Source organism: Neptuniibacter sp. QD57_21, assembly GCF_047778075.1.
GTDB lineage: Bacteria > Pseudomonadota > Gammaproteobacteria > Pseudomonadales > Balneatricaceae > Neptuniibacter.
The window spans coordinates 943,911-961,609 of the sequence record NZ_CP180549.1; the positions used below are offsets into that span (position 1 = coordinate 943,911).

Below are 17,699 nucleotides of genomic sequence, written 5' to 3' on the forward strand. Positions count from 1 at the left end.
TAAATTTAGTAGTGGAAAAATCGGTTTTTAAAGGACGATAGAGTCCCATTCAGGATGAATATAGTTATAATCATTGGTTAATAAAAAATAGGTTGGGGCTTTCTGGATAGATGAAAAAAAGTTTCGTTTGTACTGTAGTGATGTTGAGCGCACTGGGCATTCCTCAGAGCAGCTTATATGCTGAAGAAACTGCTCCCTATGGCATTTCGGAAGGGAATGAAGAGTTACTTTTAAGTGGCTTGAATAATCTTAAGAGTCAGGAACTGGACTCGGCTCTATCAGATCTACAGGAGCTTACTGAACGCCGACCAGATTTTCGTCTAGCTCAGTTAGTTTATGCTGATATTCTTGCTGCTCAGGCACAAGGTGCTCCCCTCAGTCATAAACGAGGTGACCATCAGCAAAAAATCGAAGGACTTATTTCTGAAGCTAAAGTTAGATTGCTGATGGAAATGGAAAAGCCATCTGCAGATATGTTGCCTGCAGACATGTTGACTCTATCTCCTGATCAAAAGCATGTCATTATTGTTGATACTCGCTTATCGCGCCTTTTCCTATTTGAAAATCAGAATGGTATCCCTGTGCTTGTTAAAGATTATTACGCTTCGTATGGTCGTGGCGGCACAGGCAAAGAGGTTGAGGGTGATCTAAAAACGCCGCTGGGCGTTTATTTTACTACCAGCCGATTAGAAGATGAAAATTTACCATCTCGATATGGTTCAGGCGCACTTCCGATTAATTATCCTAACGTTTGGGATGAGAGGTTAGGGCGTACAGGCTATGGTATTTGGCTACATGGTTCACCTGTGGAAACTTATAGCCGTCCACCCAAAGCTAGTGAAGGCTGTATATCTCTAACCAACCCTGATTTTATTGAATTGGATAACTTGATTAACTATCAGAATACACCCGTTCTAGTTGGTCATAACGTTCGTTGGATTCAAAAGGCAGATTGGTTAGAGCAGAAAAAGCGTTTCACTAACTTAGTTGAGCGTTGGGCGTCTGATTGGGAAAGTCTTGATCATCAGCGTTATATAGAGAACTATTCTCAAAACTATGACGATGGCAAACGTCAATATTCACAGTATTCTAGCTACAAGAAACGTGTAAATGGTTCTAAAAAGTTTGTAGATGTAAATCTACAAAATTTAAGTATTTACCGATATCCAGATAATCCAAATCTGGTTGTGGCTACATTCCAGCAAGATTACAAAAGTAATAATCTTTCCGGCAGCTCAGTTAAGCGTCAGTACTGGACCTTTGATCAAGATCGCTGGCGTATCGCTTATGAAGGTAAACCATCAAAAGGCAGACCTTAAAATATCAGGGAGATAGGGTTGAGCGATTCAAGTTTAAGTTCTTCTGAACTATTGCTGAGTAATTTATCTGATCATCAGGTTATTCGCATTGAGGGGTCCGTCCAGTGGATGGAATACCTAACTGATCAAGTGAAACAAACCCAACCTGATACATTTGAGATTAAAGGCTCTTTAGCTTTAGATGTTGTACAGAACAATTTGGCTGAATTTCTCCAAGTGGAATCTGGAGCGTCGTTTGTTCAGCAGGAACTAAAACGTTGGTTACAGCAAGGGCGCCGTCTGCAGATTATTGTTAATAGTGATGATGTTTGTACTGACGCTCTTACTTATTTGTTAGGTCTTCCTTCTATCTGTGATGAAACAGGTCCTGCTGTAACGATCATATTGCTAAGTACTCCGGAACTGATTTCTGCGTTGAAGTCTTCTTCATTACTCGCTAGCAAGTTAGATGGCTATTATCAAGAGGATGTTAATTCAGACTCAGTATCTGTGGGTAGTAATAAACCCTTAATTGCTGTTGGTGCTCTTGTAGTTGTTTGTTTAAGCACTGGCGGATGGTATTGGTTTGGTAGCCAAAAGAGTGTTAAAGCTCATGAATTAGTTGTGGCTAACTCAGATGATTCATCCCAGAAAGTTGGTGAAGCAAAGGTGAGGCAACTTGCTCAAAACGAACAAACAGTAGTTGATTCAAACCTAAAAGCTGACAAGCAGATTAAACTGGCGGTAACCGAAGTAATGCTTGACGTTGCTGTTGAAGAAAAAACACCGATAAAGGTGGAGTCTGTTGTTAAGCCATCGGAACCTATTGAGGTTCCTAAGAAACTCAATCCAGAGTTGGTGGCGTCTTTGACCGCTACAGTGGAAAAAGCAAAACAGAAGCGTGATAAAACGTCGCAAAACTCAGTTAACACAGTTGCAGGGTTTAAAGAGCGAGAAGCTGTTAAGATTAATGAGCCAATTAAAGTAGCTAAAGCTGGATCGAGAGAGTTAGCTGCTTCTGAGCCGTCAAACACATTAGCGCAGCTCCAGACCTCTTCTACAATTGAGAGTCAGCGACCAGCTGAATCGGCTTCTGAATTCGTAGTTAAACCTGGCCCTAAAGAAAACAATGAAAAAGCTGTACGCGAAGTTTTCACTACTTGGCATACAGCGTGGGAGAAGCAGAACTGGGATGACTACATCAACAGTTATCTACAGAATACCACCCTATATGGCGTTAAAATGTCCCTCGAAGAGTGGCGTGCTTTTCGTAAAGATCGCTTGCTCTCACCTAAATGGATAAAGTTAGAGATCCAAGCTCCGAAATACACTCGTCTTAATTCGCACTGGTATAGAATTGAATTTTATCAGCGATTCGAGAAGCCAGGCTATGCAGATGAAACAAATAAGCGTTTAGAGCTGACTCTAACATCTGATGGTTGGAAGATTGCTTCTGAAGCTGCAAATGGCACGGTTGTTTTAAAGCGGCCGACCCGCTAAGAAGTCGAAATAAGTGATAAAAAAGCCCCTATAGAGAGGAGCTTTTTTATATTTGATTACTTCAGTAAACCTAAGCTTCTTTCGAGGCTGATTTTCCATTGATCGTCGACTTTAACTAACATTAAACGCTTTTTAACCGCATCTTTATAGTTATCAGACTGATAATGCTGATTAAAGTGTGCTTCAGCTAAATTGTCTCTCAGCATTTTGATGTTGATCTGATTAAGTTCCACACGAATAAACTTAGGTTTGTTTAAACGTTGAGTGCGTTGTTTAACCCACTGCTGGTGGTTTAGCTTAGCATTTGGGCGGTAAAGTGCGGTGTAAGAGTTTACATAGCCCGCATGGTTTTTGTTGCTCCAAGCATCAGCCCAATTATTGATATGTGCTAATACTTCTGACTCTGGAAGAACTTGAGTTTCCAGTTTTGGCGCTTCAGGTACTGCATTTGTTTGTTCTTTTATTTTGGCTACTTCTTTCGCAGGAGCTTCTGCATTGGCGGCAGTAACAATCGTTGGCTCGCTCACAGCGACAACAACTGGCTTATCTTTAGCCTTAGCTGGTGTTTCTATTTTTGATTCAGGATCCGAAGTAATCGTTGTTAGAGTAGCAACTGGAGTCTGTTCTTTAGGTATAACAGGTTTTATAACCTGAACGTCCACTTTAGCTTTTTCTACTGCAGCAAGTTTTACTGGCTGTTGAGGTGCTGCCACCACCATAGGATTAGAAGGGCTGCCTTGGATTGTTGGAGTTTGGTTAATCATAGCAAGGTTTGGCCCTTGCTCAGCTGAATTTAAATCCAATGCCTTATTGTAGGCTTGTGATGCTAGCGTTGCATAAAGTTCTTTTAAGTTAACATGCACTTGTGCGTAGCTTGGGTGAGTCTGGAACGCTTGCTGAAGTGTTTCTATTGCTTGAGGGAAATTACCCTCTTCGGAATAGATAACAGCCAAGTTGTTGAATGCCTCTGGGCGATCAGGATGAGATTTCATCAGGCTTTGGAAGATAGCCTTGGCAGCCGCTTTATCACCTTTATTACTTAGGATAATGCCTTTGGTCAGTTGTGCTGACGGAAGGTTAGGTTGCTGTGCTAAAAAAGCATTAATTTGGGTTAATGCTTCTTGGTGGTTACCCTGTTGGCTTAATTTTAAGCTTTGTTCGATTGCAGGTGATGAACTAGCTGCAGCAGGCTTAGTAACGCTTACTGTAGTGATATATTCACGAGAGTCTTCGGTGATAACCGGTTTGGCTTGCGGACGAAGTTGTCCGCTATGTGCGGCTCCTTTCTCTTCAGCTATCCATTTTTTGACTTCTGCAAGTTTAGTCTTCATCCACTCTTCATCGATCTCAGCCGTACGCATGTCAGCTTGATCAGTTGCTTTTTCCGGATCACAACTGTAATCGTTTGTACGCCCACCCTTGTAGCAGAAGCCTTCAGGGATTGGTTTGACTGCTTCGGTGCTCGCGCTATCTGATTTGATATTTGAGGAAGTGTTACAGCCGGTCAGTAGCGAAACTGAAATGATTGTACCAATGGTCGTACGTAATAAATTTTTACCGTTGTTTAATTCGAATTTCAGCATGGATTAAGGCAAGTAATAAGATGATGAAGTAGAAGATTATACGCATATAACGATTGATGTCATATTCAAACAGTTGTTTTCAATAGTGGCCGAACTTTTTAATAAGTGGGAGAATGTATTCTCATGAGAATACAGGGTGCTATGGGCAACTTTTTACCCATTAGGTACTAAACCTTACGCATTGAGTTGGTGTTTAAACAGGAACTCGCCGAGTGATTAAACTAACGAAAAGTTACGCCTTAATATTTTCCATACTCTTCTCTCAGGTTTCATTTGCTGAGCAGAAAAATGAATGGGGTTACGCAATGCAACCCGGCGAATCAGTCTGGAGTGTGGCGCATGAGCTGCTTACCGATTGGAGAGAATGGAAAACGATAGAGCGCCTAAATAATGTGCGTAATGATCGTCAAATGTCTCCAGGCACTGTTTTAAAAATTCCGCGTAATCTAATTCAAGAAAAGCGCTCTGATATCAAAATCCTGGATGTGAATGGAGATGTCACGGCGCAGGTTAAATTGCGTGAAGGAAAAGCCAAAGCGTTACTTCCTTTGAGTCGTGGTCAGAGTTTATCTCAAGGTGACTTGATCAAAACAGCTGCACAAGCTTCGGTATTACTAGAGTTTGATGATGGTACTCAGGTGCTATTACTGGGCGAAAGTGTGCTTCGTATTGAACAAGCAACGGTGATCGGAAACAAGCGTAAGGTTGTCGATATCAAAGTTTTCCTAGAGGAAGGTGAAGCTGAAATTCGTGCCAATCCAGCTAAAGTTCCGGGTTCTCGTTTCTTGATCGATACGCCAGTTGCTTTTGCTACGACTAAGGGCACTACCTACCGAGTGAGAGCTGAAGGGGAAAGTACAGCAGCCGAGGTTACTCAAGGTTTAATTGGTGTAGGTAACAAGTTAGGCGCTACCAATGTCCGTCAAGGGTACGGAACTTTGACTAGGGCTAATCAGCCCCCTAAAAAACCGAAAAAGCTTCTACCAGCGCCTGAATTGCCGGAAATAGATAATGTGATCCGTTATCTACCGGGGAAACTGGCTTGGAATAAGCTGGATGGTGCTGCTCAGTACCGTAGTCAAATCTCTCCGGACCAAGCATTCACGGCAATTGTATACGACCAGATTTCTGCTCATCCAAAAATGGGTTTACCTGCGGCCTTAGAAGATCGCTCCTATTGGATTCGTGTGAGTGCAATCAGTGCTGATGGTTTGCAGGGATTATCTGCGTTAAAGCAGATTAATATTGAAGCGCGTCCTTTCCCGCCTGTCCGTCAGGGACCTATGCCTTCTGACTCTCTCTATGTTGGTGACATTGAATTTAGTTGGTCTAAACCAGAATTGGCAGATTCCTTTGTTTTTGAGATTGCTAGAGATCAAAGCTTTACTGAGATTGTCGATAAACAAGATAATATTACGGAGACTCAGCTTGTTGCAGTTGTGTCAGAGCCGGGTAATTTCTTCTGGCGCGTGAGTAGTGTAACGGCAGAAGGTAAGCGTGGTCCTGTTGGTCATGCGGGTGCGTTTAAAGTAAAACCCGTTCCTCCAAAGCCGGAGATGAGAGAGCCTGTAAGCAGTGAATCAGAGATCTCTTTTAGTTGGCAGGAAGAGGAGGGTGTAAGTTTCTATCAGTTACAGCTTGCAAAAGATAAAGCGTTTAAGCAGCTTGTTGTTGATAACAAAACTGAGCAGGCAAGTTTAGCGATAGATAAGCCGCAAGCAGGTACCTACTATTTACGCGTTAGGTCTATAGATGCTGAAAATTACGCGGGTGAATGGACAGAACCTCAAGAGGTGGTTCAGCCGGTAGAGAATTGGTGGCCAATGATCATTAGTGGATCACTCTCTCTGCTCTTGCTGTTGTAATGCTGGTTCGTTTCAAGCAGATACTCTTGCTAATCCCGCCATTACTCTGCGTAGTCATGGCGGGATTGTCTTCTCTGCCTGAAACGTTTGATCGCTTTATTTATGATGCTTTGGCCAGGCATTATTCCCCAATTAATTTTCAAGATCGTTCAGTTGTTTTAATCGATATAGATCGTCGTAGTTTAGAGGCGTTTTCTGGCTGGCCTCTTGATCGCTCTATTCATGCTCAAGCAATCGAGCAGCTCAGTTCTGCTCAAGTTTCTTCTGTCACTTACAATGTTGCCTTCATTGCTTACGGAGGTCCTCAAAATGCCTCTGATAAAGCTTTGCTAAGTGCAATTAGTCAAAATGGCAAAGTTATTTTGCCTATGCTCGCAGAGAAAAATCAGGAGTTATTGCCCTTCAATGGCCTCAAGTTGAGTGGTGCAAAAGTAGCGCACTCGGAGCTTCCGTTAGATTCTGATGAGATGTTAAGGCGTAACTATATGCATGCGGGTATTGGCTTTCCTCGCTGGCCTAATGTCCCTTTAGCGACTTTAAGTATTTATGCGCCTGTAAAAGCAGATGATTTTTCTGGATTAAGAAGTCCTTATCTTAATTTAGGGTTCAGTCGTCGATGGAGCCGAGATTATGAGGTGTTGATTCCTTTGGGGGTCGATAAGTTTCTGCAACAGACACCGCGTTATAGCTTGGTTGATTTAGTTACTGGTCAAGTAGATTCGGGTACTTTAAAGAATAAGGCTGTTTTTATTGGCATTGCTGATGCTCAACTCGAACCTAAAAAAGCCCTAGCTCAGGGAATGTTCTCTGCTACTGAGATCCATGCGTTTAATTTTGCTGTATTAAATAAAGGCTATGCTCTATCGCCATCGTTGCCAATCTGGGCTGTAGCTCTAGGGGTTTTAGCTACATTTTGTGTTGGTTTGGTTGGTTTGGTTACGATGCCAATTTGGTTGAAATTATCGTTTATTGTTACGGGCGGAATATTGGTGACGGTGCCGTTGATGATGGTTAGTGTGGGCTATTGGCTCAGTTACTTACCCATGTTGGTAGGGCTGGTATTGGTAAGCATCATGAGTGGCGCTAGATTCTTATTGGCAAAAAAAAGCCCTGAATGATCAGGGCTTTTTCAGAGACTATTTTCGCTTATCTATTTTGTTCACGAGCAATTGCGCGGTAAGCAATGTCTTTACGGAAGTAAGCGCCTTCCCAACTAACTTTCTCTAGCAATTCATAGGCACGTTTCTGTGCTTCTGTAACTGTTTCGCCAAGTGCTGTTACGCAAAGTACGCGACCGCCTGCAGTCACAACGTTCTCACCATCAAGCTTAGTGCCAGCGTGGAAGATTTTAGTGCCTTCAGGGCATTCTGCAGGGAAAGAGATTACATCGCCTTTGCCGTAGTCACCTGGGTAGCCGCCTGCTGCCATAACAACGCCAACAGATTTACGCTCATCCCACTCAGCCGTTGTGTCAGCAAGCTTCTTATCAAGTGCTGCATTACATAGATCAACCAAGCTGGATTTTAGGCGTAGCATAATTGGTTGAGTTTCAGGATCACCGAAACGGCAGTTGTATTCGATAACTTTTGGTGTGCCGTCTGCTTGGATCATTAGACCAGCATATAGGAAACCTGTGTACTCATTGCCCTCAGCTTTCATGCCATTAACTGTTGGCATGATTACTTCGTCCATGATGCGCTGATCGATCTCTGCTGTAACAACTGGAGCAGGGGAGTAAGCGCCCATGCCGCCTGTGTTCAGGCCAGTGTCGCCATCGCCTACACGTTTGTGATCTTGGCTTGTTGCCATTGGCAGAACGTTGTCACCGTCAACTATAACGATGTAAGACGCTTCTTCACCTTCTAGGAATTCTTCGATAACTACACGGCTGCCAGCATCACCAAATGCGTTGCCAGCTAGCATGTCTTTGATCGCGTCTTCAGCTTCAGTAAGCGTCATCGCAACGATTACGCCTTTACCCGCCGCAAGACCGTCAGCTTTAACTACGATAGGTGCGCCTTTTTCACGAACGTAAGCCAGTGCAGGCTCAATTTCAGTGAAGTTTTCGTACTCAGCGGTTGGGATCTGTTGACGCGCAAGGAAATCTTTAGTGAAAGCTTTAGAGCCTTCTAGTTGAGCAGCACCTTCACTTGGGCCGAAGATGCGCAGATCTTCTTTCTGGAAGTGATCAACGATACCAGCAACTAGCGGTGCTTCAGGACCAACGATGGTTAGGTCTACACTGTTTTCTTGAGCGAAAGTGCGTAGGCCATCTAGATCCATCACATCGATAGCAACGTTTTCCATTTTGTCTTCTTGAGCTGTCGCAGCGTTACCTGGAGCTACGAAAATTTTAGCAACGTTTGCGTCTTGTGCTGCTGCCCAAGCAAGTGCGTGTTCACGACCGCCAGAACCAATAATTAGTACGTTCATTCTGTAATCCTTCTATGTAGAAAACCCCGCATCCAGTGTTTCTCTGGATCGGGGTTTAGGGCAATAAGCCTAAAGGGGATAAACCTAATTGAAGGCTTATTGCTATCTAATGCTTAGTGACGGAAATGGCGCATTCCAGTGAAGACCATTGCCATGCCGTGCTCGTCAGCTGCGTCAATAACTTCTTGATCGCGCATAGAACCACCCGGCTGAATAACTGCTTTAATACCTGCAGCTGCTGCAGAATCGATACCGTCGCGGAATGGGAAGAAAGCATCGGATGCCATAACGGAACCTTTAACTTCTAAACCTTCATCAGCAGCTTTGATACCTGCAATCTTAGCACTGTATACGCGGCTCATTTGACCTGCGCCGATGCCGATTGTTTGGCCATCTTTAGCGTAAACGATAGCGTTAGACTTAACGAACTTAGCTACTTCCCAGCAGAATAGAAGATCACGGATCTCTTGCTCTGTAGGTTGTACTTTAGAAACAACTTTTAGTTCAGATGCATCTACACGGCCAAGATCAAGATCTTGCACTAGTAGACCGCCGTTAACGCGCTTGTAGTCGAAACCGTGTGCACGGTTAGCTGACCACTCACCACACTCAAGTAGACGAACATTTGGCTTAGTCGCCACGATGTCAGATGCTTCTTGAGTTACTTTAGGTGCGATGATCACTTCAACGAATTGACGGTCAACGATAGCTTTCGCAGTGTTGCCATCTAATTCTTGGTTGAATGCGATGATGCCACCAAAAGCAGACGTTGGGTCAGTTTGGAAGGCACGGTTGTAAGCTTCTAGAATGTCAGCACCAACCGCTACACCACATGGGTTAGCGTGCTTAACGATAACACAAGCTGGCTCTTTGAAAGATTTAACGCATTCTAGCGCTGCGTCAGTGTCTGCAACATTGTTGAAAGACAGTGCCTTACCTTGCAGTTGACGAGCTGTAGAAACAGATGCTTCGGCTGGCTCTTCTTCAACGTAGAAAGCAGCACGTTGGTGAGGGTTTTCACCGTAACGCATATCTTGTGCTTTAACGAACTGAGTGTTGAATGTGCGTGGGAAGTCAGCAGGCTTCTCATCTTCGCCTTCAACGATTGCACCTAGGTAGTTTGCAATCATGCCGTCATAACCAGCAGTGTGCTCGAATGCTTTTACTGCAAGGTCAAAACGAGTTTTGTGTGTGAGACCTTTTTCGGAATCCAGTTCAGCTACAACGTTGTCGTAATCTGAAGCGTTAACAACGATTGCTACATCTTTATGGTTTTTCGCTGCAGAACGAACCATTGTTGGACCACCGATGTCGATATTTTCAATCGCCATAGGTAGATCGCAATCAGGGCGCGCGATAGTTGCAGCAAATGGGTAAAGGTTTACAACAACCATATCGATTGGGTTGATGCCATGCTCAGACATGATGCCATCATCCTGTCCGCGGCGACCCAAAATACCACCGTGCACTTTAGGGTGCAGAGTTTTAACACGGCCGTCCATCATTTCAGGGAAGCCTGTGTAATCGGATACTTCTACTGCAGGAATGTTATTTTCCTTAAGTAGTTTGTAAGTACCGCCAGTAGAAAGGATTTCAACGCCGCGAGCGTTTAGGGCTTGTGCAAACTCAACGATACCTGTTTTGTCAGATACGCTGATCAGTGCACGGCGAACGGGAGTGATGTTCTGTGCCATTGTGTCTGGATTCCGAGTAGTCTTAAAAAATTGTGGATTAAAGCAAGCCGTACTGTTTTAGCTTTTTACGCAGCGTACCGCGGTTAAGGCCTAACAGTTGGGAAGCTTTAGTCTGATTATCTTTTGTGTAAGTCATCACTGTTTCGAACAGTGGTGCTTCAATTTCAGAAAGAACCATTTGGTACACGTCTGTCACTGGCTGACCGTCAAGCTGACGAAAATAGTTGTTCAGTGACTGCTCTACATTGTCACGTAGAGTCTGGTTAGTAGCTTCTGCTGGGTCGGACACGAGAGCCGGTTGCTTAATTTCTTTGTATTCCACAGTACTAAATATCCAATCTAAACTAGGCCGCAACGTTGTTTGCTAAAGCTTCATCGAAATATTTTTCGATAGCTGCGGCCTGATCTGCTGCTGTTTCTATAATATTAAATTGCTTGCGAAAGCTACTTCCGTTTGGCTGATTCTGCAGATACCACCCTACATGTTTTCGCGCGATACGAACGCCCATGTAGTCACCATAGAAACTATGTAGTTCCTGCAGATGAGCTAACAGAATTTCTCTAATCTCAACTAGTGATGGAGGGGGCAGGATTGTACCTGTTCGCAGATAATGATCAATCTCTCTAAACAGCCAAGGTTGACCTTGTGCTGCACGACCGATCATTACTGCAGAGCAACCAGTATGCTTAAGTACCCATTCTGCTTTTTCAGGAGAAGTGATATCTCCATTAGCAAAGACGGGAATGGATATAGCGTCAGCAATACGGGCGATAGTGTCGTATTCTGCCGTTCCCTTATAGCCGCAACGACGTGTGCGGCCATGAACTGCCAGTGCTTGAATACCTGCGTCTTCAGCTATTTTCGCAACAGTTAAACCGTTACGATTGTCTTGATCCCACCCTGTGCGGATTTTCAGTGTGACTGGAACATCCACTGCCTGAACAACAGCATTGAGAATGTCTTTAACCAGTGGCTCATCCTTAAGTAATGCAGAACCTGCAGCTTTATTGCACACTTTCTTCGCAGGGCAACCCATATTGATATCAATAATCTGGGCGCCGCGTTCTACATTCATTGCCGCAGCGTGGGCCATCATCTCTGGGTCGCCACCCGCGATCTGAACAGATCGAGGTTCGGCTTCACCGCTATGATTTAGACGAAAAGCAGACTTTCGTGATTTCCATAAGCGAGTATCAGATGTAACCATTTCCGAGACTACTAGACCTGCGCCCATACGTTTGCATAACTGCCTAAATGGTTGGTCAGTCACGCCAGCCATTGGTGCAAGAATCACCTGACTGTCAATGATGTATGAACCGATCTGGAACATAGCGAGCCTTAAAAATAGTTAATAAACACCCGCAGCGTCACGAATGACACTGTTAGTTGAGTGATTAGGGAGGCGAACAATCATACTCCTTAGCGCTAGGGTCTCCAAGGATTTTTTTGATGATTTTTTGAACAATTTACCTTGATTTTTTATAGCGCTGGCGCTAGTAGTTCAAGTTGGTAATTTATGCCACGCATGCCGGGAGACATTAGGTCTAGGGAGATCTGAATGGGTTGATGAGTAGGCATGGACTTCAGGTTAACAGCTGATCGATCTAGATAGGATTCAGGCTGAAGCGTTCGACTTGCAACAGGTCGACCTTTGAGATCTGAAAATGCTATATGAAGAGCCGGATAAGGCTGGTTATGATTCGCTTCATTTATTAGGACTAAATCAATAGTTATTGCATCAGCGATTTCTGAATGCGGGCGAATTAAAAATTGTTGATTGGTTATTTTAGCGGTATCGACTCGCGTGGGAATATTGCAATCAATATGTTGGCAGACTGTGTCATATAGAGGTCTATATGTGTGAGTCCAATATAGGTCACCACGGTTAAACCAAAGATGCTGAGCTATTAACGTTAAGGCTGCTAAAACACAGCCAATGAACCACCAAGGTGAAGATGTGCCATTGTTAGTACTGCGATTTAGTACAACAGGTTCTGTTTCTATGGTCAGGGTTGGCACATCCGCAGGTGCGACGGTTTTAATCAGCTCTTCTTGGCCTTTTATAGGGAGTGATCTAGCAGTATCGACTGATTTTTCAGTTGATGGTGTTTCTGTCGTAAGATTTAAGTCTAAATCTAATTTATTAAAGGTGTTTGTTGTTTCGTCTTTCCTGGTTGTGACTTTAGGGGGGGGGGCTTGTTCTGCGGCTTTCGGTTTCAGTTCATGTTCTATAGCACAAAAGATAACTAGACAGGCACCGCACCTTACCTGTCCGTTAGCTACCTTTAATTGTCCAGGTGTAACTCTAAATTGAGTTTCACAGCTTGGACATTGAGTGATTATGCTGCTTTTTTGCATCTGGATTTAACTGTGTTTTGTTCCTGTAACACGAATCCAACCCTCTTTTTCGGCGATAGGGTCAAGGTCAAACCATTCACTATAAGTATTAATGATCTCTGTAGCTTGTGGGCTTAATAGGCCTGATAAGCAGAGTTTACCGCCAGGGCTCACCAATGCTTCAAGTGTAGGTGCTAGTTGGACCAATGGTCCAGCTAGAATATTAGCTACTAGTACCTCAGCTTTCTCAGAAGGCGTATTTTCTGGCATGTAAACATGCAAAGAGTCATCTTCTAGACGGTTACGGGCGAGGTTGTCTTTTGTTGCTTGCAGCGCTTGGGGGTCGATGTCGACGCCGATTGCTCGTTTTGCACCGAGTAACAAGCCTGCAATTCCCAAAATACCTGAGCCGCAACCATAATCAATTAAGAAATTAGTGTTGCTGATATTTTGATCTAGCCACTCTAAACACAAGGCGGTAGTTGGGTGTGTGCCTGTACCAAATGCAAGGCCTGGATCGAGCATCAGGTTAACCGCATCTGCTTGAGGTGGTTCTCGCCAGCTCGGGCATACCCATAGGCGTTCCCCAAATTGCATCGGATGGTAGTTATCCATCCACTCTCTTTCCCAATCCTTGTCTTCGAGAATTTCTGCTTTGATAGAAGGGGCAGGGAGCTCAGGGAATAGCTGTTCATGGCCTTGCTTAATATATTTTAGTGTCTCTTCTAGATCATGCTCCGCTGAGAAAAGGCCGGTAATAGTTGTGTTTTTCCAAAGCGGGGTAGTGCCAAGGTCAGGCTCAAAGATAGGCTGATCTTCACTGTCTTCGAAGGTGACGGCAGCGCAGCCAGCACTGAGTAATAAATCTTCGTAAGGTTCAGATTGATCGGGATTGGTTTTGATTTTGATCTGCAACCAAGGCATTAGTTTTCTTCCATATCAAGCGCTTAGATGAATTTATAGTATCGGTCATAATTGCAGATAAGAACAGAATGTTTTGGCGCTAGAGAATAAAAAACCCGCCGAGGCGGGTTTTTTGATTGGATTTCGCTTACAGACCTAGCTTCTTCTCAAGGTAGTGGATATTGACTCCACCTTCTTGGAATTTAGCGTCACGAACAATATCTTGCTGTAAAGGAATATTGCTGCGAATGCCATCAACTAGCATCTCACCTAACGCAATTTCCATACGCTTAAGTGCGGTCTCACGATCTTCGCCGTAGCTGATCAGCTTAGCAATCAGAGAGTCGTAATGAGGTGGAACTGTATATCCGTTGTATAGATGAGAATCTACACGGATACCGTTACCGCCTGGCGCGTGGAAGTGTTTAACTGTACCTGGGCTAGGCAGGAAGGTCTTAGGATCTTCTGCATTGATACGGCACTCGAAGGAGTGGCCCTGTACTTTAATATCTTCCTGTTTCAGTGAAAGAGGGTAGCCAGACGCAATGCGTAGCTGTTCTTTTACGATATCTACACCAGTGATCATCTCAGTAACAGGATGTTCTACCTGTACACGAGTGTTCATTTCGATGAAGTAGAAGCCGCCATTTTCGTATAAGAATTCGAAAGTACCTGCACCGCGGTAGCCAATCTCTATACATGCATCAACACAAGCTTGAAGTACTTGAGCGCGTGCTTCCGGATCTAGGTGAGGGGCTGGTGCTTCTTCAACAACTTTCTGGTGACGACGTTGCATAGAACAGTCGCGGTCGTATAGGTGAACTGCGTTGCCTTGACCATCAGCTAGTACTTGAACTTCCACGTGACGCGGATTTTCTAAGTATTTTTCCATGTATACAGTGTCATCACCGAAAGCTGCAGCAGCTTCGGATTGAGTTACATGGATAGAGCTGATTAGGGACGCTTCAGAGTGAACAACACGCATACCACGGCCACCACCGCCGGCAGCGGCTTTGATGATTACTGGGTAACCGATACGGCGAGCTATCTCGTGAATTTCTTCAGGGTTGTCAGACAATGCACCGTCTGAACCTGGAACGGTTGGTACGCCTGCAGCTTTCATCGCTTCGATTGCAGAAACTTTATCACCCATTAGGCGGATAGTTTCAGCTTTAGGGCCGATGAAGGTAAAACCTGAGCGCTCAACCTGTTCAGCAAAGTCAGCGTTTTCTGCTAAGAAACCGTAGCCAGGGTGAATGCCTACAGCGTCGGTTACTTCAGCAGCAGCAACAATTGATGGGATGTTTAGGTAACTTTTAGGCGATGGAGCAGGGCCAATGCAGACAGCTTCGTCAGCTAGGCGCACATGCATTAAATCGCGATCTGCCTGAGAGTGGATAGCAACGGTTTTGATATCCAGCTCTTTGCAGGCGCGAAGGATACGAAGCGCAATTTCGCCTCGGTTCGCAATCACTACTTTATCGAGCATCGAATGGAGATCCTTGCTTTTGCGTTAGAGGCTTAAACGATAGTAACCAGTGGCTGGTCATATTCAACAGGCTGGCCATCTTCAACTAGGATAGCTTCGATTACGCCTGCTTTGTCAGCTTCAATTTGGTTCATCATTTTCATTGCTTCAACGATGCAGATTACGTCGCCAACTTTAACTGTCTGACCTACTTCAGCAAATGCTGGAGAGCTTGGGGATGGTGCAGTGTAGAACGTACCAACCATTGGAGACTTAACAACGTGACCTGAAGTTTGAGGTGCTTCTGGTGCAGCTTCGGTTGCTGGAGCAGGTGCTGCAGCTGGAGCTGCAACAGCAACAGGTGCTGCAACAGGGGCAGCAACTACGCTAGAGCCACGGCTGATGCGTACGGACTCTTCACCTTCTTTAATTTCGATTTCGTTAATGTTGGATTCTTCCAACAGTTCAATCAGCTTCTTGACTTTACGAATGTCCATTCTGACTTATATCTCTCTAAACTATCAGTATATTGTTTATTATTCGGCAATCTTTCGAACAGCAGATTGCAAAGCAAATTCATATCCCTGTGCACCTAAACCACAAATTACGCCATCAGCTACATCTGAGAGATAAGAATGATGACGGAAAGTTTCGCGAGCGTGGACGTTGGATAAGTGAACCTCAATAAAAGGAATACTTACGCCCAATAATGCATCGCGAAGGGCAACACTTGTGTGAGTAAAAGCAGCGGGATTTATAATTATGTAAGCAATACCTTCGTCCTGAGCTGCATGGATGCGTTCGATCAGGACGTATTCGCGGTTGCTTTGGCAATGAACCAACTCGTGCCCACTCTTTTTGGCTTGTTCAACCAAATTTTGGCAAATGTCATCCAATGTATCTGATCCATATACTTCAGGCTCACGCTTCCCAAGAAGGTTGAGATTAGGGCCGTTTAGTAGCAGGATCTTTGCCATGACTAATTTCCAGAAAGTGGGCTATTTTTCACGATTGAACCCATAGTTTGCCGTAGTCTCTTTATCTTGTCTACATCTAAGCAAGTTTTTGCTGTTTTGCTTCATTTTTACCGAAAATGCCTTCTAAATCCCTACGAAACATGAATATAAAATGAATTTTTGCTGCTTTGTTGTATTTGGTTCTTCTAATATTCGTTCTTTGGGCTATAGTTTGAGGTTTTTAGCTACAAGTTTGTTGACGTTGTCTTCAATATTGTGGATATTGCAATGCGGAAGTTGTGTTTTAAACAAAGGCAGCAAGTGAGGGATTCTGATAATGATAAGACGGGTTGTATTTAACCAGAAGGGCGGCGTTGGTAAATCTAGCATCGCAATTAACCTGGCGGCGATTAGTGCGGCGCGCGGTAAGCGTACTTTGGTTATTGATTTGGATCCCCAGTGTAACTCTAGTCATTATCTTTTAGGTGAAGATTATCAAGAGGTTACGCCGGATATTCGTGACTTCTTTGAGCAGACTCTCACATTTCAGTTGAAGCCCGAAGGGCCTGAATATTTTATTCACCAGACACCCTATGAAAATTTGAGTGTGATGCCGGCAAATGCAGAACTGGGTGACCTTCAGTCCAAGCTGGAGTCTAAGCACAAGATTTATAAACTGCGTGATGCCTTAGATAAGTTGGCGGATGATTACGATGTGGTTTATATCGATACACCTCCTGCATTTAACTTTTATACCTTATCAGCGCTAGTTGCTTCCGATCGCTGTTTGATCCCGTTTGATTGCGATGAATTTGCTCGTCAGGCTTTATACAGCTTGTTGGCGAATGTGCATGAAACCCGTGAAGATCATAATGATAAGCTGGAAGTTGAAGGGATCGTTGTTAATCAGTTCCAGCCGCGTGCGAGTCTACCTAAGCGTATTGTGGGTGAGTTGTTGGATGATGATTTACCTGTGCTAGAAACAAAAATCTCTGCATCGGTTAAAATGCGCGAATCTCACGACGACACTTGTCCGTTGATCCATTTTGCACCTAAGCACAAACTGACTCAGGAATTTGTGACGCTATTCGAAGAATTAGCTCACTAAAAGTTTTGGTAGAGCATAAAAAAAGCTGCATTAATGCAGCTTTTTTTGCTTGCAGGGAACCCTAGCAGGTTTGCTCTTCTATTTTTGGTGCGTTACAAGCTAGCTCTTCTGGTGCAACGACTGCACTACCAATAAGTAATGAGCCTTTGTGCTCACCAACATACATCTTTGTGGTGGAGCGCTTGTTTTTATTGTCGATGAAGACAATGTTAAGTTGACCAGAGGGTTTTAAATTCAGCTCATAGGTTTTGCCATCTTGAACATAGCTAGGGTTTGTTCCCTCAGCAATAGGTTCAATGAAAATACGACGAATCTGACGGCCTTTGAAGCCAGATTTAATATATTTCTGTAATGAGCGACGAGACTCCTTGTCGACACCTTCCCAGTTAATCAGATTAAAAATACCTTGAGCATCACGGCTGCCAAAAGAGTTGAGGTAATTTTGTACCAACTCACGGTTCTGATCGGCGAAAGCGCTGTTGGAGATCAGGATTGCGAAAGCAGTAATAAGTGTCTTTCGAAGTGTCATTTTTCACCTCTGTTTTTATGAATT

16 protein-coding genes are annotated in these 17,699 nt (G+C 44.1%); 5 read left to right on the top strand and 11 right to left on the bottom strand.

Annotated elements, in window-relative coordinates; translation table 11 throughout:
* Nucleotides 1-110 precede the first annotated feature (110 nt).
* Both ACMXYS_RS04065 and ACMXYS_RS04070 read left to right on the top strand, forming a co-directional pair.
* Nucleotides 111-1,319: a L,D-transpeptidase family protein gene (locus ACMXYS_RS04065; protein ID WP_415883731.1), complete on the top strand. Its 1,209-nt coding sequence runs from the start codon at nucleotides 111-113 to the stop codon at nucleotides 1,317-1,319.
* 18 nt (nucleotides 1,320-1,337) lie between these two features.
* Nucleotides 1,338-2,798, top strand: coding sequence for a hypothetical protein (locus ACMXYS_RS04070; protein WP_415883732.1), 1,461 nt, complete (start codon nucleotides 1,338-1,340; stop codon nucleotides 2,796-2,798).
* A gap of 56 nt (nucleotides 2,799-2,854) precedes the next feature.
* On the opposite strand, the gene ACMXYS_RS04075 is transcribed toward ACMXYS_RS04070, so the two are convergent.
* A complete protein-coding gene (locus ACMXYS_RS04075) occupies nucleotides 2,855-4,381 on the bottom strand; it encodes a tetratricopeptide repeat protein (protein ID WP_415883733.1) in 1,527 nt (508 codons plus the stop codon).
* 212 nt (nucleotides 4,382-4,593) lie between these two features.
* On the opposite strand from ACMXYS_RS04075, the gene ACMXYS_RS04080 reads away from it, so the two are divergent.
* Nucleotides 4,594-6,246 (top strand): FecR domain-containing protein, encoded by a 1,653-nt coding sequence (locus ACMXYS_RS04080; protein WP_415883734.1) that lies wholly within the window; start codon nucleotides 4,594-4,596, stop codon nucleotides 6,244-6,246.
* On the top strand, nucleotides 6,246-7,364 hold the full coding sequence (locus ACMXYS_RS04085) for a CHASE2 domain-containing protein (RefSeq protein ID WP_415897669.1): 1,119 nt from the start codon (nucleotides 6,246-6,248) through the stop codon (nucleotides 7,362-7,364). Before ACMXYS_RS04080 ends, ACMXYS_RS04085 begins: the two co-directional genes overlap by 1 nt.
* Nucleotides 7,365-7,392: 28 nt before the next feature.
* On the opposite strand, the gene purD is transcribed toward ACMXYS_RS04085, so the two are convergent.
* The 9 genes from purD to aroQ all read right to left on the bottom strand — a co-directional run bounded on the left by purD (nucleotide 7,393) and on the right by aroQ (nucleotide 16,059).
* Nucleotides 7,393-8,679 (bottom strand): phosphoribosylamine--glycine ligase, encoded by a 1,287-nt coding sequence (purD, locus tag ACMXYS_RS04090; RefSeq protein WP_415883736.1) that lies wholly within the window; start codon nucleotides 8,677-8,679, stop codon nucleotides 7,393-7,395.
* Nucleotides 8,680-8,792: 113 nt separating this feature from the next.
* Nucleotides 8,793-10,373 carry a bifunctional phosphoribosylaminoimidazolecarboxamide formyltransferase/IMP cyclohydrolase gene (gene purH, locus ACMXYS_RS04095; RefSeq protein WP_415897670.1) on the bottom strand — a complete coding sequence of 527 codons (1,581 nt, stop codon included), beginning with the start codon at nucleotides 10,371-10,373 and terminating at the stop codon, nucleotides 8,793-8,795.
* Nucleotides 10,374-10,410: 37 nt separating this feature from the next.
* Nucleotides 10,411-10,695: a DNA-binding transcriptional regulator Fis gene (fis, locus tag ACMXYS_RS04100; protein ID WP_415883738.1), complete on the bottom strand. Its 285-nt coding sequence runs from the start codon at nucleotides 10,693-10,695 to the stop codon at nucleotides 10,411-10,413.
* Nucleotides 10,696-10,717: 22 nt separating this feature from the next.
* Nucleotides 10,718-11,704: a tRNA dihydrouridine synthase DusB gene (dusB, locus tag ACMXYS_RS04105; RefSeq protein ID WP_415883739.1), complete on the bottom strand. Its 987-nt coding sequence runs from the start codon at nucleotides 11,702-11,704 to the stop codon at nucleotides 10,718-10,720.
* 149 nt (nucleotides 11,705-11,853) lie between these two features.
* Nucleotides 11,854-12,732, bottom strand: coding sequence for a zinc-ribbon and DUF3426 domain-containing protein (locus tag ACMXYS_RS04110; protein WP_415897671.1), 879 nt, complete (start codon nucleotides 12,730-12,732; stop codon nucleotides 11,854-11,856).
* A gap of 6 nt (nucleotides 12,733-12,738) precedes the next feature.
* Nucleotides 12,739-13,635 (bottom strand): 50S ribosomal protein L11 methyltransferase, encoded by an 897-nt coding sequence (gene prmA, locus ACMXYS_RS04115; protein WP_415883741.1) that lies wholly within the window; start codon nucleotides 13,633-13,635, stop codon nucleotides 12,739-12,741.
* Between the two features lie 127 nt (nucleotides 13,636-13,762).
* Nucleotides 13,763-15,103 (bottom strand): acetyl-CoA carboxylase biotin carboxylase subunit, encoded by a 1,341-nt coding sequence (gene accC / locus ACMXYS_RS04120; protein WP_415883742.1) that lies wholly within the window; start codon nucleotides 15,101-15,103, stop codon nucleotides 13,763-13,765.
* A 32-nt stretch (nucleotides 15,104-15,135) separates the two neighbouring features.
* The gene (gene accB / locus ACMXYS_RS04125; RefSeq protein ID WP_415897672.1) at nucleotides 15,136-15,579 is read right to left on the bottom strand and encodes an acetyl-CoA carboxylase biotin carboxyl carrier protein; all 444 of its coding nucleotides are present in this window, start codon (nucleotides 15,577-15,579) and stop codon (nucleotides 15,136-15,138) included.
* Between the two features lie 39 nt (nucleotides 15,580-15,618).
* The gene (aroQ, locus tag ACMXYS_RS04130; protein WP_415883744.1) at nucleotides 15,619-16,059 is read right to left on the bottom strand and encodes a type II 3-dehydroquinate dehydratase; all 441 of its coding nucleotides are present in this window, start codon (nucleotides 16,057-16,059) and stop codon (nucleotides 15,619-15,621) included.
* A gap of 316 nt (nucleotides 16,060-16,375) precedes the next feature.
* Here aroQ and ACMXYS_RS04135 point away from each other — a divergent pair, with 316 nt between their 5' ends.
* Nucleotides 16,376-17,146, top strand: coding sequence for a ParA family protein (locus ACMXYS_RS04135; protein WP_415883745.1), 771 nt, complete (start codon nucleotides 16,376-16,378; stop codon nucleotides 17,144-17,146).
* Nucleotides 17,147-17,207: 61 nt separating this feature from the next.
* Here the strand turns inward: ACMXYS_RS04135 and ACMXYS_RS04140 are convergent, their stop codons facing one another.
* Nucleotides 17,208-17,675, bottom strand: coding sequence for a hypothetical protein (locus tag ACMXYS_RS04140; RefSeq protein WP_415897673.1), 468 nt, complete (start codon nucleotides 17,673-17,675; stop codon nucleotides 17,208-17,210).
* Between the last annotated feature and the right edge of the window lie 24 nt (nucleotides 17,676-17,699).